Raw genomic sequence first — 15,268 nt, forward strand, 5'->3', positions numbered from 1 at the left:
GATATGAAAAAGTTCCTGATCGGTCTTGCTCTGCTGCCGCTTGCCGGCTGCATCAGCTTCGGTGCCAAGCCGCCGGAGTCCTTGCTTAGTCTTACCGCGGCTGAACAGGTGCCAGTGGGGCAGGCACAGTCATCGGCAGGAGCACGGACTGTCACGATCCAGGTGCCGGCAGTGCCGCAGGCACTGGCGAACAACCGCATACCGGTGCAGGCGAGCGCAACCGACATCGCCTATGTCAAGGATGCGCAATGGGTGGAGCCCCCTGCGCGGCAGTTCGCGCGGCTGCTGTCCGACACGGTCACGGCGCGGACGGGTCGCGTCGTCCTTTCAGGTGCACAGTCGCTCGCGGATCCCGGCGCTCGGCTTGCCGGTGAACTGCGGATGTTCGGTGTGGACGCAGCAACGTCAAACGCCGTGGTCACTTACGATGCGGCCTTGGTCCGCGACGAGGGCGGCGCGCTGGAAAAGCGTCGTTTCGAAGCACGCGTGGCGGTTTCCGCGATTGAGCCTGCACCCGTCGGCGTGGCGCTGAACCAGGCAGCAAATCAGGTCGCCGGTGAAGTGGCTGATTGGATCGGGCGCTAAGCTGCCGAGGATCAAGGCTGAGCAAGAAAGCGCCGGCGGCTGAAATTGCCTCAGGCGCGTAAGGCCTCGTCCGGGCTCCCGCGGAGGAACCCGGACCGATGTCTTTCCAGTGTTACTCTGCCAGGGTCTTCGCTAGATCGAAGAGATAGGCCCGTCCTTCGTAGAGGGACGTCACGCGAATACGCTCGTTCAGACCATGCGTGCCGTTGAGGTCGGGCTCCAGAAACAGGCCAGGTACGCCATAAACGGGCATGTTGAGCGTGCCGAAGAACACACCGTCCGTCGCCCCCGTCGACATCATGGGGACCACCGGCACACCGGGGAAGTGCTTGGCGGCGAGCGACTGCACAGGTCCCATGATCTTTGGATCAAGCGGCGGCGGAACGGCAACGGGGCGAACGGGCAGGTTGGCGGTAACCGTCACCTTTGGTCCGGCAAGCTCCTTTAGCTTGGCGAGCGTCCCGTCCACGGTCTCGCCCGGAAAGATGCGGCAGTTTACGTTAGCCGTGGCGCGCTGTGGAAGGGCATTTTCCGCATGGCCAGCGTTGACGAGCGTCGCGACGCAGGTTGTCCGAAGCGTGGAGTGCAGCACCTTGTCACGGCTGACGATTTCGTCGGCGCTCTGGTCCTTCGGATTGGCGAGCAACCGCTGGATCGCCGCGGAGGTGGGCGATGGCAGCGCCTTGGCGTTGGCCGTGAAGAAGGCCCGGGTGGTGTCAGAGAATCTGATCGGGAATTCGTAATTCTGCACCCGTTTGATAGCATCAGCGAGATCGTAGATTGCATTCTCCGGCGTCGGCGCAGAGCTGTGGCCGCCCGGATTGGTCGCGACGAAGGTGAAGTTCTGCGCCGCTTTCTCGCCGACCTGGATCGCAAGTGCCTGCCGCTGCCCGCGCGCGTCGAGCCGGCCGCCGCCTCCTTCGTTCAGCACGAAATCGGCCCGTACCAGTTCTGGTCGGTTCCGTGCCAGCCAATCGGCACCATTGAAGGCGTAGGTGGTTTCCTCACCACAGGTAAGGGCCATCTTGACGGTTCGTTTCGGGCGAAAATTCTGCTGGCGGAAGCGGATCATCGTGTCGGCCCAGATCGATGACATCGACTTGTCGTCTACGGAGCCGCGGGCATAGTAGAAGCCGTCCTCTTCGACGAGCTTGAACGGGTCGCGCTGCCAATCCTCACGCTTCGCGGCGACCACGTCGAGGTGGCCGAGCAACAGCATCGCCCCGGCTTTCGGATCCGAGCCGGGCAGTGTCGCCACCAGCCCGCCATCCTCGGGATGCTCGGGTGTGGAGAAGATGACCAGATCGCTGTCCGAATAGCCGGCGGCCTTCATCCGATTGGCGATTTGCCGGGCAGCGCGTGTGCAGCTTCCTTGATCAACGACCGTGTTGGTTTCGACCAACTCCTTGTACAGGTCGAAGAAGGCTTTCTCGTCGGGGCGGTTCTGCGCAGTTGCGGATGGAGCCAGGCTCAACCCCGCCAATGCTGTTGCTGTTGTCCGCCAATACCCGCGCATCCCGCTCTCCCTTTTCGTTTAAGCACCGATGCTTGCAGGGAAAGTGCGCCGAGGCAACGCTCCAATGAACGTGGACCCAATACCGGAAGAATGCAGGCGTTCGTTGGATCAGCCCTGCGTATCCCCTTGATCCGAGGGCCCCTTCATGGCGGGCGCTGCTGGCTGGGATGGCTGCTGCGCTGCTTGTGCGGACCCCGCAATGGTGCCGACGATCGCCGCAGTCTCTAGGGCTTCCAGCGCTCGGTCGGCTGCAACATAGCGCCGCGCGGCGTTCGTCCAGTTTACGGCCTGTGAGCCACCCGGAAGGCGCTCCACCTCGTCCAACGCAGCTTCCACCCGTCCCGCATCAACCAGCCGTCGTGCCCGCGTCAGTCGCTCAGACGGGATGGCGGAAGGCAGATTCGCTTCACGAAGCACGATCAGGTGGCGCAGCTCGTCGAGAAGACCGTCGAACCAGTGCCGCGATCCGGGGTTCAGCAAAAGGGATGAATTCGCCTCGAGCGCCTCACGAAGTCCCTCCAGGGTCACCGGATCACGGCCAGCTTGAATAACCGTGTCCACGGCTTGCCGCTGCGTGGTGCCGAAACGACGGCGGAGTTGTTCTTCGAGGTAGCCGAGCGGCCTGCCGCGTTCGATAGAACGCCGGGCCGCAAAGGCGACCAGGATCGCCTCAGCCCGGCCGGCGCGATCGGCCGAGGCGGTAACGTCAAGCTCCATTCCGGCAGCGCGCGCCTCCAGTGCCGCCAGTTGTGCGGCCAGCGCGCTTTCTCGCGTGGCGAGCGTCACCGGATCGACGGGGCCGACGACGGGAGCGCCGGGCTGCATGGCGGCCGCTGAACCCGTCTCAGCGCTCGGTGCTGCCGCGGGCGTGGGTGTCTGCTGCCACCAACCTGCACGGTCCTGCACTGAGAGCCACATCAGGCCAAAGCCAACGATCAGCGCCAGCACCACGAATATAGTGATTAGGCCAACTCGCGACCGGCGCGGAGCGGGATCGAGCGGCACAGCTTCATCCATGAGCGCCTTATCCCCAGCGGATCGTTACTGGTCAATTGCGAGCGTGCAGGTGGCTGCCACCAAGGCAGCATCGTTCGGCTCCTTGGCGATCACGATGCGGTTCCAGCCGGTTCCGGCCGCGTCCACAACGGCGCTGCTGATCGCAGCGATCCGCACGGTTTTGGGATCCACGACATCACGCTCGAGCAAATGACGGAAGTGTGTCGCTGCGCGCGACGAGTGAAGAAGAGCCACTGCCCCTTGTGCCACGCGTAACGCATTCGGCGGGGGGGGCAGCGGATTGCTGGCGTAAACCGGAATGTCCGTCACCCCCTCGAGGCGCGTCCGCTCACGACCCGCTAGGCGTAGTATCCGGTGCCATCCGTTTTGACGCGCCAGGGCGAGTGCTTGCGCGCCATCGCTGCGACCCACTGCCGCGACCGTGAAGCCGGCAGTGCGCGCCGCCGCCGCCGTGCCTCGACCGACAGCGACTACGGGTAGCGCCCGCAGTGCAGAAAGAGCAGATCCCGCCTGACGGACAGCGTTGGCGCTCGTCAGCAATAAGGCATCATATTGATCGGCTGGCGGGGACCAGGCGATCGGCGCAACCCGGAAAAGCGGCAATCGAATAGCAAGCAACCCAGCGGCCCTCAGTCGATCTGCGGTCGCTGAGCCGCCAGGCTCCGGGCGCAAGACGAGGGCGGGGCGTTTCACCCCCCGAACAACCGCCGGATCGACGAAGGCGCCCGCTCCAGCAGGTCTGCTGCCAACGCCATGCCGAGCGTCTCGCCACCGGCCCCCGTCATGCTGCCGGCGATGTGAGCCGTGCCATCTTCATCCAGCAACTCGGCCGCCAGCGTCATTGTCCCGTCCTGCCAAGACGCAAGCGCCCCCACTGGCGAGTGACAAGTGGCTCCAAGAGCCGCGAGCAAGGCGCGTTCCGTGCGAACACAAAGATGGGTAGCCGTGCAATCGATAGCCTGGACGAACTTGCGTGCTGGTCCGCCCGCCAGAGTTTCAATACCTACTGCGCCTTGCGATGGCGCGGGCAGGGTGCCGTCGACGGACAGAGGTGTGCCCGTATCGTGACGCTCGAGCCGTTGCAGGCCAGCGGCTGCCAACAACGTGGCATCCACTTCGCCAGCCGCCAGCTTCCCGAGGCGCGAGTCAACGTTACCCCGAAGCAACACGATGCGCAGGTCGGGCCGACGCCGAAGCAGCTGCGCTCGACGACGCGGCGAGCTGGTGCCGACCACCGCTCCTTGCGGCAGCGCCTCGATCGACTCCGCACCGATCAGGCGATCACGAACGTCTGCGCGGGGCAGCATAGCGGCGATGGCGATCTCGGCCGGCCGGATCGTTTCAACGTCTTTCATGGAGTGGACGCAAGCGTCCACCTCGCCGGCCAGTAGCGCGCGATCCAGCTCCTTGGTCCAAAGCGCCTTTCCGCCAATCTCGGCCAGGGCGCGATCCTGAATCCGATCGCCCGTGGTGCGAACAACCACAATCTCGACATCGTCCCAGCCGTGCGCCGCCATCAACGCGTCTCGAACCATGCCCGCCTGCGTAAGGGCGAGCGGCGAACCGCGGGTGCCAAGCCTGAAGGTGTTCGCCATGGATCGTTTGTACTCAGCCATTCGGGAGAGCCGCTCTATCGGACCTGGGCCGCCCTTCGACAAGCTCCGGGCGAATGGATAAGGGAGGCCGATGCTCATCCTCGGCCTGGAATCATCGTGCGACGAAACTGCGGCAGCGATCGTCACTGGCGACCGGCAGGTGTTGGCGCACCGCCTTGCGGGGCAGGAAAGCGAACACCGGCCTTATGGCGGCGTCGTGCCGGAGATCGCGGCTCGGGCGCATGTCGAGGCTCTTGAGCCCCTGGTTCAGGCCGCGCTGTCTGATGCAGGCGTAACGCTGGCGGATGTGGACGCGGTGGCAGCCACGGCCGGCCCGGGCCTGATCGGCGGCGTGATGGTGGGGCTGGTGACCGGAAAGGCACTTGCTCATGCCGCAGGCAAGCCGCTCGTCGCCGTCAATCATCTGGAGGGCCACGCACTCAGCCCTAGGCTGGCTGATCCCAACCTCGCGTTTCCATATCTGCTGCTCCTGGTATCGGGTGGGCATTGCCAGCTGCTGCTGGTCGAGGAAGTGGGCAGCTACCGCCGTTTGGCGACAACGATCGACGATGCCGCGGGCGAGGCCTTCGACAAGACGGCAAAGCTGCTTGGCTTGGGCTTTCCGGGTGGTCCGGCCGTTGAGCGCGCCGCAAAGGCCGGAAACCCTACGGCAGTGCCCCTGCCTAGGCCGTTATTGCGTTCGTCGGAGCCGCATTTCTCCTTTGCCGGGCTGAAGGCGGCGGTCGCGCGAGTGATTGGCGAATACCCACCAGAGGACATCGCTGCGTCTTTCCAGGCAGCGGTGGTGGATTGCCTCATCGATCGGACGCGACGCGCCCTGGCACAGGCAAATGGCGCGACTGCCCTGGTCGTCGCCGGCGGTGTGGCAGCCAATACAGCGGTGCGTGACGCCTTGTCGTCACTCGCAAGTGCCAACGGTCTCCGCTTCGTCGCACCGCCGCTATGGCTGTGTACGGATAACGCGGCCATGATCGCCTGGGCGGGGGCCGAGCGCTTTTCCGCCGGATTGGTCGATCCGCTTGATACGCCTGCGCGGGCCAGATGGCCGCTGGATCCGAATGCAGAGGCAGTTCGCGGCGCAGGGGTGAAGGCGTGAAGATCGGCGTGATTGGAGGCGGGGCGTGGGGCACCGCCTTGGCTCAGGTGGCAGCGCGCAGCGGCGACGTGCTGCTCTGGGCGCGTGAGCCGGAAGTGGTAGAAAGCATCAACGCCCGACACGAGAATACAACCTTTCTGGCCGGTGTGCCGCTTTCACCAGCGATCCGCGCGACCGGGCTTCTCGCTGATCTCGGCGGGCACGATGCATTGCTGGTGGTGGCGCCTGCACAGCACGTCGGTAACGTGCTGCGCGCTACACCAGTCGGTCAGACGCCGCTCGTACTGTGCGCGAAGGGCATCGAGGCGGGAAGCCGGCTGCTGGTTGGCGAAGTGGCGCAAGCAGTTCATCCGGAAGCTCCCATCGCCGTGCTTTCCGGTCCGACCTTTGCCCATGAAGTCGCCGCTGGCCTGCCCACCGCGGTGACGCTCGCCTGTGCTGATGAGGCGCTTCAGACCAGACTGGCCGCTCGGTTGGCCAGCCCCAGCTTTCGTCCATACGCATCGACGGACGTGATCGGGGCGGAGATCGGCGGAGCGGTCAAGAATGTACTCGCGATCGCTTGCGGCGTTGTTGAAGGGGCGGGTCTCGGTCAGAACGCCCGTGCTGCGCTGATTGCCCGCGGCTTTGCGGAAATGACCCGTTTCGGGATGGCGCGGGGGGCCAGGCCGGAAACATTGGCCGGTCTTTCCGGACTCGGCGATCTGGTCCTCACATGTTCGTCGACTAGCAGCCGCAACTTTTCGCTGGGTCTTGGCCTCGGGCGTGGCGCCTTGGCGGCGGACCTGCTGGCGGATCGCCGTACTGTGGCGGAAGGCGCCTTCACCGCTCCTGTTCTGGCCGAGGCAGCGACAGAGGCGGGGATCGACATGCCCATCACGGCGGCGGTTTGTCGCTTGCTCGATGGTGTGCCTGCGCGCGCTGTCATCGACGATCTCCTGGCTCGCCCGTTAAGAGAAGAGGGATGATGCGCTGGGCTGCGCTTCCGCGCGCGATCAACGCGGGCAAGCCGCTGCCCATGGCCGATCTGCGGTCCTTCCTCGAGAGCGAGGGAATGGCTGATGTTCGCACCATTCTCGCATCCGGCAATGCCATATTCTCGTGCGGTGCAGATGCAGCAGTCATTGAAGCGCGGCTGGAGGAGGCTGCTAAGGCGAGACTGTCGCTTGATACGACATGGTTTGTGCGCAGCCACGCGGAGCTCGCCGCCATTGCGGCAACCGCGCCCTTTCCTGAAGCAATTGCCGCCCGGCCGAACCATGTCCAGGTGCTGTTTTATCGCCAGCCACTGGACCCTGCGCGCATGGAGGAACTGGTTGCAAGCTACAATGGTCCCGAGCAAGTGCTAGCGATCGGGCGCGAACTGTACGTCGATTATCCCGAGGGGATCGGCCGATCCAGGTTTCCGGCCTTGCTGACCAAGGGGAAACTGCCGCCGTGCACCGGGCGTAATTGGAGCACGCTGCTGAAGCTCGTCGAGGCAACCCGCTAACTCGGCACGCCGGCATTGACCGGCGCAGGCGTTAGCGAAGCGGAGCTATTGCAGCACTTGGCGGGTAAGGGCACCGCAATCTGCTTCCTGAGCCGCTGGTCCCTGCCGACCCGTGATCGCGCGACCAATAGCCTTGAGTACGTTGCCGACCGACTTGACCTGCCGCGGCACGACGACGTTTGGCTCGCTGATCGTGCCATTCATGATTGCCGAACCGGGCAGCTTCAGCACCGCGTCGTGCTTTGGCGCGCCGGTCAGCCGGATGGATAGTTGTTCATCGGGGAAGGTGATGGTTCCTTGGCCATCCAGCCGACTTTGCGACGTATCCACCACGAATGGTCCGACGCGCCCGCTGCCATTGCGCATTGTCAGCCCGACGATCACACACCGCAATGTTGCACGGTCCGCCTGTCTTGCGAGAAGCGCCCCACCGGCATCGAAGCCGAGGGCTTCGGCAATCTCCTTGGGCAGCTCCCCATCGCGAGCAGCAAGGCCGATCCGCCCGCTTGAGTTGCCGACGGCCTCACGGATGGTGCTCCCGCGGCCGGCAAGAACGGCACGTGCGTCAACGCGAGCCGTGACGGTTCCACCGCCGCCGGCAAGCGCCGGGATGCTGCTGCCAGTCAGCCGGAGATCGAGCCTAACCAGCGGGACCGGCCCGTCTTTACCTTGGTCGATCACGGCTGTGCCGGTAATACGCCCTTGGCGAAGGCCGATGGTCAGCGGGGACACCGTCAACACACGGTGATCCAGTACCAAAGTGCCGGCGAGGCTGGTCAACGAAGAAGGTCCGTGCCGGCTCACGATATGGGAGACTTTCAGGCTGATGCGCCCGTCCGTTCGGCCGATCTTGGCCAAGTTCACCCGCGTGTCGGGTACGATCCGGGGTCCGGCGGCCTGCTTCTTCACTGCGGCTCTTCGCAAGCCCTCGTCGGAAGAGAGGTCGTCAAAGTCGAGCTGCCGAGACTCGAACGATCCGTCGAGCTTCGTTCTGCCTGCCGTCTTGATGACGGTGAGTTGCCCTGAAAAATCAGACCTGCCGATCCGTCCGTTGAGTCGATCGATCAACCAACGATCCGGCTCACGTCGCACCTTGGCGGTAAGCACGACTGGTTGAGTGTGAAAGAGGCCTGCTTCGATCACCGCGTCGACGAGCTTCAGGTCGCTCGCACGCGCCGTAACCTCCAGCGACATGTGCTCAGTGTCGAGCGGCGCCGCCATAGTGCCCTTGGCATGCATCGAGAGATCATCGCCCATCAGCCGGGCATCAAACGGCCATTTGCCCTGTTTTTCGCCGGAGATCGCTGGTCCCTTGGCGGCGACGCGCACCGGCGTGCCGCGGATCTCGCCGGTGCCCTTCACACGCAGACCCACAGCCGGATCGGACTCAATCGCCAGGTCGAAATTGCGGTTCTGCTTATCGTCGCGATACCTCAGCCGCGATTGGCGCACGACGAGTTGATCAAGTCCCCCGCCGCCGATTCCGCCGCGACCGGTGCTGCCGCGCCAGTTCTCACGTCCGTCAGCCGCGCGGACGAGGTTGAGTTGCGCCCCTTCGATCGAGACGTCCTCAAGCGCCAGTCGGCCTGTGACGAGCGATAGCGCACTGAAGCCGACTTCCATGCGTGCCACACGCGCCAGATCGGCGGAACCGGCCCAGGCTGGACCTGGGATCCGCACATCGCGGAGTCGAACTGAGGTCGTAAACCCGAAATTATCGACGCGCTCCATGGCGCCAATGGCAACCGGACGCCCGAAGCGTGCCGTCATTCGACTTTCTAGTAAGCCCTTCAGCAATCCCCAAGGAAACGCAGCGAGCGTTACCGCCAGGATAGTGATGAGGGCTGTGATCAGGACGGCCGCAATCCGGAGACGTGGGCGCAGTAGCGGGCTCAACATCGGTGCTGAGACGTTTGGAACCCGCCTTCGTTCCGGTTGCGAAAGGAGGTCACTGCGACTGGCTCAATCCCTTCAACCCCTCAATCACGCAGAACAATTGCGTTCAAGCGGCCTCAATTAGAAATCAACGGCAATGCCCTTCTTCTCCCAATCCCCATAACGCACCGGATCACGGCCGAGCGGGTCTTCCGCCGGACGCTCCATCGGTGCCGGTGCAGGTACAGGCTTGTTGGGCGACAGATAGGCGGGCGGTTTCACATGAGGAGGGCGTTTTGACATCAGCTCTTCCGGTTAAGGCCGTAAGCCGCCACATGGGCCCGATGCCTTCCCCCGCCAAGCCCCGTCCTACCGCAAACCGCCGCCCCGCTGATCCGCCAGGCACAGCTGCCCGCCGGGCCGCATTGCGGCTTTTGGACGCAGTCTTACGCCGCGGCGAGCCTCTCGAGGCGGCGCTGCCTTCGGCAGCGCGCGGCTTGGAAGGGGCAGATCGCGGCCTTGCCCATGCGATCGCGGCTGAGGCGTTGCGTCGTTTGCCTGATCTGGATGCACTCATCGACTCGGCGACTCGCCAGCCGCTGCCGGACGATGCGAAGGCGCGGACCGCATTGCGCGTCGCCCTGGTTCAGACGCTGGCACTTGGGACCCCGCCGCACGCCGCAATCGCCACGGTGCTGCCCTTGGTGGATGGCGGTCCGCGCAAGCTGGTTCATGGCGTGTTCGGCGCCCTGACCCGCGGCGGCGCAATGCTGCCTGAGTTGCCCTCGCTTCCTAGTGCAGTGGCGGATCGGTGGCGTGCGGCTTGGGGCGAGGAGGTGGCCACTGCCGCCGCTGCCGCCATAGCGGCACCTCCGCCACTCGACCTGACACTCGCGAGCCCCGACGCGCTCGCTCCGGAGGGCACGAGCCTGGCGGCGGATCACCGTCGGCTCGTGGATGCCGCACCGGTCACGCAGCTGGTGGGCTATGCTGAGGGCAACTGGTGGGTGCAAGACGTGGCGGCATCGTTGCCCGCGCGTTTGCTGGGCAGGGGGCCGGGCAAAGTCCTCGATCTATGCGCAGCGCCCGGAGGCAAGACCATGCAGCTGGCAGCAGCCGGCTGGGATGTCACGGCGCTGGAGATCGCGCCATCCCGCGCAGCTCGGTTGCACGAGAATCTTGCGCGCACCCACTTGCCTGCAAAGGTGGTGATCGCCGACGCGTTGGATTGGTCTCCTGCGGAGCCGTTCGACGCGCTGCTGTTGGACGCCCCTTGTAGCGCCACGGGCATTTTTCGCCGCCATCCGGACGTTCTTTATCGCGCGCATTCTGGTGTGGTCGAAGAAATGGCCGCCTTGCAGTCCCGCCTGCTTGATCGCGCAGCCACCTGGGTCCGGCCAGGAGGGCGTCTCGTTTATGCTACCTGCTCGCTTGAACCCGCGGAGGGAGAAAAGCAGTTGGATCGCTTCCTGGCGTCTCATCCCGACTACACGCTCGAGCCTCCAGCAGCTGAAGAGCTGCCGGCCGGGATCGAGCCGAATGACAGCGGCTACGTGCGGACGCTCCCCGGCACTCTTGCCGATGTCGGGGGGTGCGACGGCTTTTTCGTCGCGCGGCTTCTGCGCGCTTCCGCCTGAACCGATCGGGCGTTAAGGATTTTTCCCGTTGCCCCATTTGTCCGGCTTGCGCTGATCGGAGCCACCGCCTTCTCGGTTCGAGGGATCCAGGCAGTCTTCCGACAGGCAGGCCGAACAACAATCGAGCGAGTGAACCGTTGAAGCCAGTCCGTATCGCCCCGTCGATCCTTTCTGCCGATTTCGCCAAGCTGGGCGAGGAAGTGCGCGCGATTGACGCGGCGGGCGCGGACTGGATCCACATCGATGTGATGGACGGGCATTTCGTCCCCAACATCACGATCGGCCCGGCAGTGGTTAAGGCACTCCGCCCGCACACGGCGAAGCCGTTCGACGTGCATCTGATGATCTCGCCAATCGATGCGTATCTGGATGCCTTTGCGGAGGCGGGGGCAGACACGATCACCGTCCATCCGGAGGCGGGCCCGCACATTCACCGGTCGCTCCAGCACATCAAGTCGCTAGGCAAGCGTGCGGGCGTTGTCCTGAATCCGGCCACGCCGGCCAAGATGCTGGATTACATCGTCGACATGGTCGATCTTGTGTTGGTGATGAGCGTCAACCCCGGGTTTGGCGGCCAGAGCTTCATCGACAGCCAGCTGCGCAAGATCGCGGCGATCCGGAAGATGATTGATGCCAGCGGCCGCGATATCGACCTTCAGGTGGATGGCGGTATCGATGTGCGTACGGCTCGGCTGGCAGTTGACGCCGGTGCGGATGCCTTGGTTGCGGGCACGGCTACTTTCCGCGGTGGCCCTGATGCCTATGCCGACAATATTCGCGCGTTAAGGGGCGCATGAGCGAACGGACGGACGATCTTTCCACTGCCGACGGGATCGACGAAGGCAAGCGGCTGGTGCGCGTTGGCGGCGACAAGGGATTGTCGCTTGCCGAGCGCCTGACCGATCGCTTTCACCGCCTGACCTGGCGCACGCCGATCCACGGCTTTCGGCTGAAGGGTCGTTATCCGCTCAAGCTGATTGCCGTTCCCGACGACCCCCTGTTCGGCGATGTGGCGCGCGGTCAGGCGCTGCTGGACGGCCACCTTCTCTACCGGGGCGAAAGCCATCAGATTGCCGGGCTCGATCTGCGCAGCTTCTCGCCGTCGCCCGCATTTGCCGAATATCTCCATAGCTTTGCATGGCTTCGCGATCTTTCGAGCGTCGCCACGCGCGCTCAAGGCGCGCCGATCGCCGAGGATCTGATGGAGCGGTGGCTCGCAGCTCATGCGGACCGGATCACCGCACTCGCCTGGCGCCCGGATCTCTGGGGGCGGCGGATCCTGTTTTGGACGTCTCACGCTCCGCTGATCCTGTCCTCGACGGATCTTGTGTACCGATCCAAGGTCTTGAACGCGCTCGCGCGAGGGGCGCGGCATGTTGACAGCAGTGCGGACAAGGCCTCGCCGGGGCCGAACCGGGTCGCCGCGTGGTGCGGGGTCATTGCCGCCGGGCTGCTCATTCCCGGCGGGGATCCGCGCAAAGCTTTCGGCGAAGCCGGCCTCGCAAGAGCATTGGGAACGGCACTATCGGCCGACGGCGGGGTCGTTAGCCGCTCCCCCGAGGCACTTTTGGAGACTATCGGCCTGATCGTCACGCTACGTGAAAGCTATGCTGCCCGGCGCCAGGATCTGCCTGGCTTCGCGCAAGAAGCCCTATCGCGGATGGTCCCGGCGCTCCTTGGTACGTGCCATGCCGATCGCGGGCTGGCGAGTTGGCAGGGCGGAGGGCCAGTCCCGGCAGATCGCGTGGCGCAGGTGATCGAGGCGAGCGGGGTGCGTGCACGGCCGCTCCGGCAGGCCCGGGATTGGGGCTATCAGCGGTTAGTGGCGGGCACCACCGTGCTTCTGGTCGATGCAGCCCCGCCGCCGATCGCGCGGGTGCTGGAAGGTGGTTGTGCCTCCACCTTGGCCTTTGAGCTTTCGGACGGGCCGTCCCGGATCGTCGTGAACTGCGGCGGAGCGCGGTCGGCGGTGCCGGCATTGCCGCGGGGCCTGATTGAAGGTCTGCGGACGACCGCCGCCCATTCCACCCTGACGCTTGCCGATACCAATTCTACGGCCGTCCATGCCGATGGGACGCTGGGCCGGGGCGTGGCGGAAGTGGAACTCACCCGCCAGGAGTCGGAAAACGCCAGCCGCATCGAGGCGAGCCATGACGGCTATGTGCGCCGCCATGGGTTCGTTCATCGCCGGCAACTGATTCTCACCGCTGACGGCAAGGAGCTTCGTGGCGAGGACGTGCTGCTGCCCAAGGGGCGAAGGCGGCAGCCCGGGCCATCCCCCTTCGCCATTCGTTTCCACTTGGGGCAAGCGGTCGAGGCCTCTCTGACGGCCGACGGACTGGGGGCCGTATTACGCGTCCCCGGCGGCGCCATATGGCAGTTTCGCACCCGCGGCGAATCGCTGACGATCGAGGAAAGCCTTTGGATCGATGGTGAAGGCCGGCCGATTGCCACACAGCAACTGGTGATCGGCGGCGCGGCCGAGGCGGGCGGGGCGACCGTCGGATGGCTACTGAAGCGGGCGCGCTGATTAAGGCTCCCCTCCCGGCGAGGGAGTGAGTAGGGGAGGCGCGAGCCCGTGGCATTCCCGGCCCAGCCGGTGGCGTGTCACCTGACGTCCACCCACCAGCCCCTCCTCCCGCGCAGGAAGGGCAGCAGGATTACCATGACCTCCATCACCATCCGCCGTGCCCTGCTTTCCGTTTCCGACAAGACGGGGATTGTTGATCTTGCCCGGACGCTCGCAGGCCGAGGCGTAGAACTCGTCTCCACTGGCGGCACCGCCAAGGCGCTTCGCGACGCTGGGCTCGACGTGCGTGATGTGTCCGACCTGACTGGCTTTCCCGAGATGATGGACGGCCGCGTCAAGACGCTTCACCCGATGGTGCATGGTGGTCTGCTTGCAGTGCGTGACGATGCCGCGCACGCGGCGGCGATGGAGGAGCATGGGATCGGAGCGATCGATCTCGTCGTGGTAAACCTCTATCCCTTCGCGCAGACGGTGGCCAAGGGCGCTGACCGGCCGGAGGTGATCGAGAATATCGACATAGGCGGGCCCAGCATGGTTCGCTCAGCAGCGAAGAACCACGCCTATGTCGCGATCGTCACTGATCCTGCGGATTACGCAATCGTCGCGCGGGGCGAGACCACGCTCGAAGAGCGCAAGCGGCTGGCCGCCAAGGCCTTTGCGGCGACCGCGACCTATGACGGCATGATCGCCAGCTGGTTCGGCCTGTCCGATCAGGACGAGCAATTTCCGGCGACCCTGCCCTTCACGCTCGAGGCCCCGACTGTGCTGCGCTATGGTGAAAATCCGCACCAGCAGGCGGCTTTCTACCGCCACGCTGGCCCGTCGACCCCCGGCATTGGCCAGGCGCGGCAAGTGCAGGGCAAGGAGCTTAGCTACAACAACCTGAACGATGCCGACGCTGCCTTGGAACTGGTGAGCGAGTTCCGCGATGCGGAGCCGACCTGCGTGATCGTGAAGCACGCCAATCCGTGCGGTGTGGCGACCGGCGCGACGCTGGCCGAGGCCTATGAGGCGGCGTTCGCGTGTGACACCGTCTCGGCGTTCGGAGGCATCATCGCGCTCAACCGCCCGCTGGATGCAGCAACTGCGAGGGCGATCACCGGGATCTTCACCGAAGTGGTCGTGGCGCCGGATGCCGACGAGGAAGCAATCGCGCTGTTTGCGGCAAAGAAGAACCTGCGCTTGCTGCTGACCGGTGGCCTGCCCGATCCGGCGCGCGGCGGCCTTACGGCGAAGACGATCGCGGGCGGCTGGCTGGTGCAGTCACGCGACAATGGCGTTCTGAGCGATGACATGCTGAAGGTGGTGACCAAGCGCCAGCCGACCGCGCAGGAACTGGCGGACTGCCGCTTCGCCTGGACCGTGGCGAAGCACGTGAAGTCGAACGCGATCGTTTATGCCAAGGACGGCAGCACCGCCGGAGTCGGCGCAGGGCAGATGAACCGGCTGGAGTCGGCCCGCATTGCGGCGTGGAAGGCAAAGGATGCGGCCGATAAGGCCGGTTGGGCCAGCCCACGCACGATCGGTTCGGCAGTGGCGTCGGATGCGTTCTTCCCCTTCGCCGACGGCTTGCTCGCTGCTGTCGAGGCGGGCGCGACGGCAGTGATCCAGCCCGGCGGCTCCATCCGCGATGCCGAGGTGATCGCGGCGGCCGACGAGGCAGGCCTCGCGATGGTGTTCACCGGCATGCGGCACTTCCGGCACTGATCAGCATAGACCGCCGTCCGTGATCACGGGCGGCGGCACTTGGCTCGGGTGTAGAATGAAGCCGTGGGCTTTCTGCCGCGATCCAGAGGCCGCGATAAACGAAGTGCTTCTCGATTGATGCCAAAAGAACGAGCGGCGGCGTCGGAGCATACCGCGCCTGGCGGCCGAGCCATCGGGAAATGACACCGAACTAACGG

Annotated in this window: 14 protein-coding genes; 8 read left to right on the forward strand and 6 right to left on the reverse strand. The window is 65.1% G+C overall.

The window, feature by feature from the left end; translation table 11 throughout:
• Positions 1-3: 3 nt before the first annotated feature.
• The gene (locus tag LQ954_RS09200) at positions 4-585 is read left to right on the forward strand and encodes an ABC-type transport auxiliary lipoprotein family protein (protein WP_227771865.1); all 582 of its coding nucleotides are present in this window, start codon (positions 4-6) and stop codon (positions 583-585) included.
• Positions 586-697: 112 nt separating this feature from the next.
• Here the strand turns inward: LQ954_RS09200 and LQ954_RS09205 are convergent, their stop codons facing one another.
• The 4 genes from LQ954_RS09205 to hemC all read right to left on the reverse strand — a co-directional run bounded on the left by LQ954_RS09205 (position 698) and on the right by hemC (position 4,713).
• Complete coding sequence (locus LQ954_RS09205) at positions 698-2,101, reverse strand: M20/M25/M40 family metallo-hydrolase (protein ID WP_227771864.1); 1,404 nt, start codon at positions 2,099-2,101, stop codon at positions 698-700.
• A 108-nt stretch (positions 2,102-2,209) separates the two neighbouring features.
• The gene (locus LQ954_RS09210; RefSeq protein WP_231022836.1) at positions 2,210-3,118 is read right to left on the reverse strand and encodes a hypothetical protein; all 909 of its coding nucleotides are present in this window, start codon (positions 3,116-3,118) and stop codon (positions 2,210-2,212) included.
• A gap of 24 nt (positions 3,119-3,142) precedes the next feature.
• Entirely contained in the window at positions 3,143-3,811 is a 669-nt protein-coding gene (locus LQ954_RS09215; RefSeq protein WP_231022837.1) for a uroporphyrinogen-III synthase, read from the reverse strand.
• Complete coding sequence (gene hemC, locus LQ954_RS09220) at positions 3,808-4,713, reverse strand: hydroxymethylbilane synthase (protein ID WP_227771861.1); 906 nt, start codon at positions 4,711-4,713, stop codon at positions 3,808-3,810. Before hemC ends, LQ954_RS09215 begins: the two co-directional genes overlap by 4 nt.
• Before the next feature lie 91 nt (positions 4,714-4,804).
• Here hemC and tsaD point away from each other — a divergent pair, with 91 nt between their 5' ends.
• The 3 genes from tsaD to LQ954_RS09235 are packed head-to-tail and all read left to right on the forward strand — an operon-like array spanning position 4,805 to position 7,322.
• Positions 4,805-5,830, forward strand: a complete 1,026-nt coding sequence (gene tsaD / locus LQ954_RS09225; RefSeq protein ID WP_227771860.1) for a tRNA (adenosine(37)-N6)-threonylcarbamoyltransferase complex transferase subunit TsaD — start codon at positions 4,805-4,807, stop codon at positions 5,828-5,830.
• A complete protein-coding gene (locus LQ954_RS09230) occupies positions 5,827-6,798 on the forward strand; it encodes an NAD(P)H-dependent glycerol-3-phosphate dehydrogenase (protein ID WP_231022838.1) in 972 nt (323 codons plus the stop codon). The genes tsaD and LQ954_RS09230 overlap by 4 nt, the downstream gene beginning before the upstream one ends.
• On the forward strand, positions 6,795-7,322 hold the full coding sequence (locus LQ954_RS09235) for a DUF1697 domain-containing protein (RefSeq protein ID WP_231022839.1): 528 nt from the start codon (positions 6,795-6,797) through the stop codon (positions 7,320-7,322). The genes LQ954_RS09230 and LQ954_RS09235 overlap by 4 nt, the downstream gene beginning before the upstream one ends.
• A gap of 45 nt (positions 7,323-7,367) precedes the next feature.
• Here the strand turns inward: LQ954_RS09235 and LQ954_RS09240 are convergent, their stop codons facing one another.
• Positions 7,368-9,221, reverse strand: coding sequence for an AsmA family protein (locus LQ954_RS09240; protein ID WP_231022840.1), 1,854 nt, complete (start codon positions 9,219-9,221; stop codon positions 7,368-7,370).
• 117 nt (positions 9,222-9,338) lie between these two features.
• Positions 9,339-9,500, reverse strand: coding sequence for a DUF1674 domain-containing protein (locus tag LQ954_RS09245; RefSeq protein ID WP_231022841.1), 162 nt, complete (start codon positions 9,498-9,500; stop codon positions 9,339-9,341).
• 41 nt (positions 9,501-9,541) lie between these two features.
• Here LQ954_RS09245 and LQ954_RS09250 point away from each other — a divergent pair, with 41 nt between their 5' ends.
• From LQ954_RS09250 to purH, 4 genes are all read left to right on the forward strand, one after another.
• Positions 9,542-10,834 (forward strand): RsmB/NOP family class I SAM-dependent RNA methyltransferase, encoded by a 1,293-nt coding sequence (locus LQ954_RS09250; protein WP_231022842.1) that lies wholly within the window; start codon positions 9,542-9,544, stop codon positions 10,832-10,834.
• 137 nt (positions 10,835-10,971) lie between these two features.
• A complete protein-coding gene (rpe, locus tag LQ954_RS09255) occupies positions 10,972-11,631 on the forward strand; it encodes a ribulose-phosphate 3-epimerase (RefSeq protein ID WP_227771855.1) in 660 nt (219 codons plus the stop codon).
• Positions 11,628-13,364, forward strand: coding sequence for a heparinase II/III family protein (locus LQ954_RS09260; protein WP_231022843.1), 1,737 nt, complete (start codon positions 11,628-11,630; stop codon positions 13,362-13,364). Before rpe ends, LQ954_RS09260 begins: the two co-directional genes overlap by 4 nt.
• Before the next feature lie 135 nt (positions 13,365-13,499).
• On the forward strand, positions 13,500-15,071 hold the full coding sequence (gene purH / locus LQ954_RS09265) for a bifunctional phosphoribosylaminoimidazolecarboxamide formyltransferase/IMP cyclohydrolase (protein WP_231022844.1): 1,572 nt from the start codon (positions 13,500-13,502) through the stop codon (positions 15,069-15,071).
• The last annotated feature ends 197 nt before the right edge of the window (positions 15,072-15,268 follow it).

The organism is Sphingomonas sp. IC-11 (genome assembly GCF_021043365.1).
Classification (GTDB): domain Bacteria; phylum Pseudomonadota; class Alphaproteobacteria; order Sphingomonadales; family Sphingomonadaceae; genus Sphingomonas.

Bases quoted from the DNA above. Each gene is read 5' to 3' on its own strand.
- LQ954_RS09200 (WP_227771865.1), top strand. From the start codon at position 4: ATGAAAAAGTTCCTGATCGGTCTTGCTCTGCTGCCGCTTGCCGGCTGC.
- LQ954_RS09205 (WP_227771864.1), bottom strand. From the start codon at position 2,101: ATGCGCGGGTATTGGCGGACAACAGCAACAGCATTGGCGGGGTTGAGC.
- LQ954_RS09210 (WP_231022836.1), bottom strand. From the start codon at position 3,118: ATGGATGAAGCTGTGCCGCTCGATCCCGCTCCGCGCCGGTCGCGAGTT.
- hemC (WP_227771861.1), bottom strand. From the start codon at position 4,713: ATGGCGAACACCTTCAGGCTTGGCACCCGCGGTTCGCCGCTCGCCCTT.
- tsaD (WP_227771860.1), top strand. From the start codon at position 4,805: ATGCTCATCCTCGGCCTGGAATCATCGTGCGACGAAACTGCGGCAGCG.
- LQ954_RS09235 (WP_231022839.1), top strand. From the start codon at position 6,795: ATGATGCGCTGGGCTGCGCTTCCGCGCGCGATCAACGCGGGCAAGCCG.
- LQ954_RS09240 (WP_231022840.1), bottom strand. From the start codon at position 9,221: ATGTTGAGCCCGCTACTGCGCCCACGTCTCCGGATTGCGGCCGTCCTG.
- LQ954_RS09245 (WP_231022841.1), bottom strand. From the start codon at position 9,500: ATGTCAAAACGCCCTCCTCATGTGAAACCGCCCGCCTATCTGTCGCCC.
- LQ954_RS09250 (WP_231022842.1), top strand. From the start codon at position 9,542: ATGCCTTCCCCCGCCAAGCCCCGTCCTACCGCAAACCGCCGCCCCGCT.
- LQ954_RS09260 (WP_231022843.1), top strand. From the start codon at position 11,628: ATGAGCGAACGGACGGACGATCTTTCCACTGCCGACGGGATCGACGAA.
- purH (WP_231022844.1), top strand. From the start codon at position 13,500: ATGACCTCCATCACCATCCGCCGTGCCCTGCTTTCCGTTTCCGACAAG.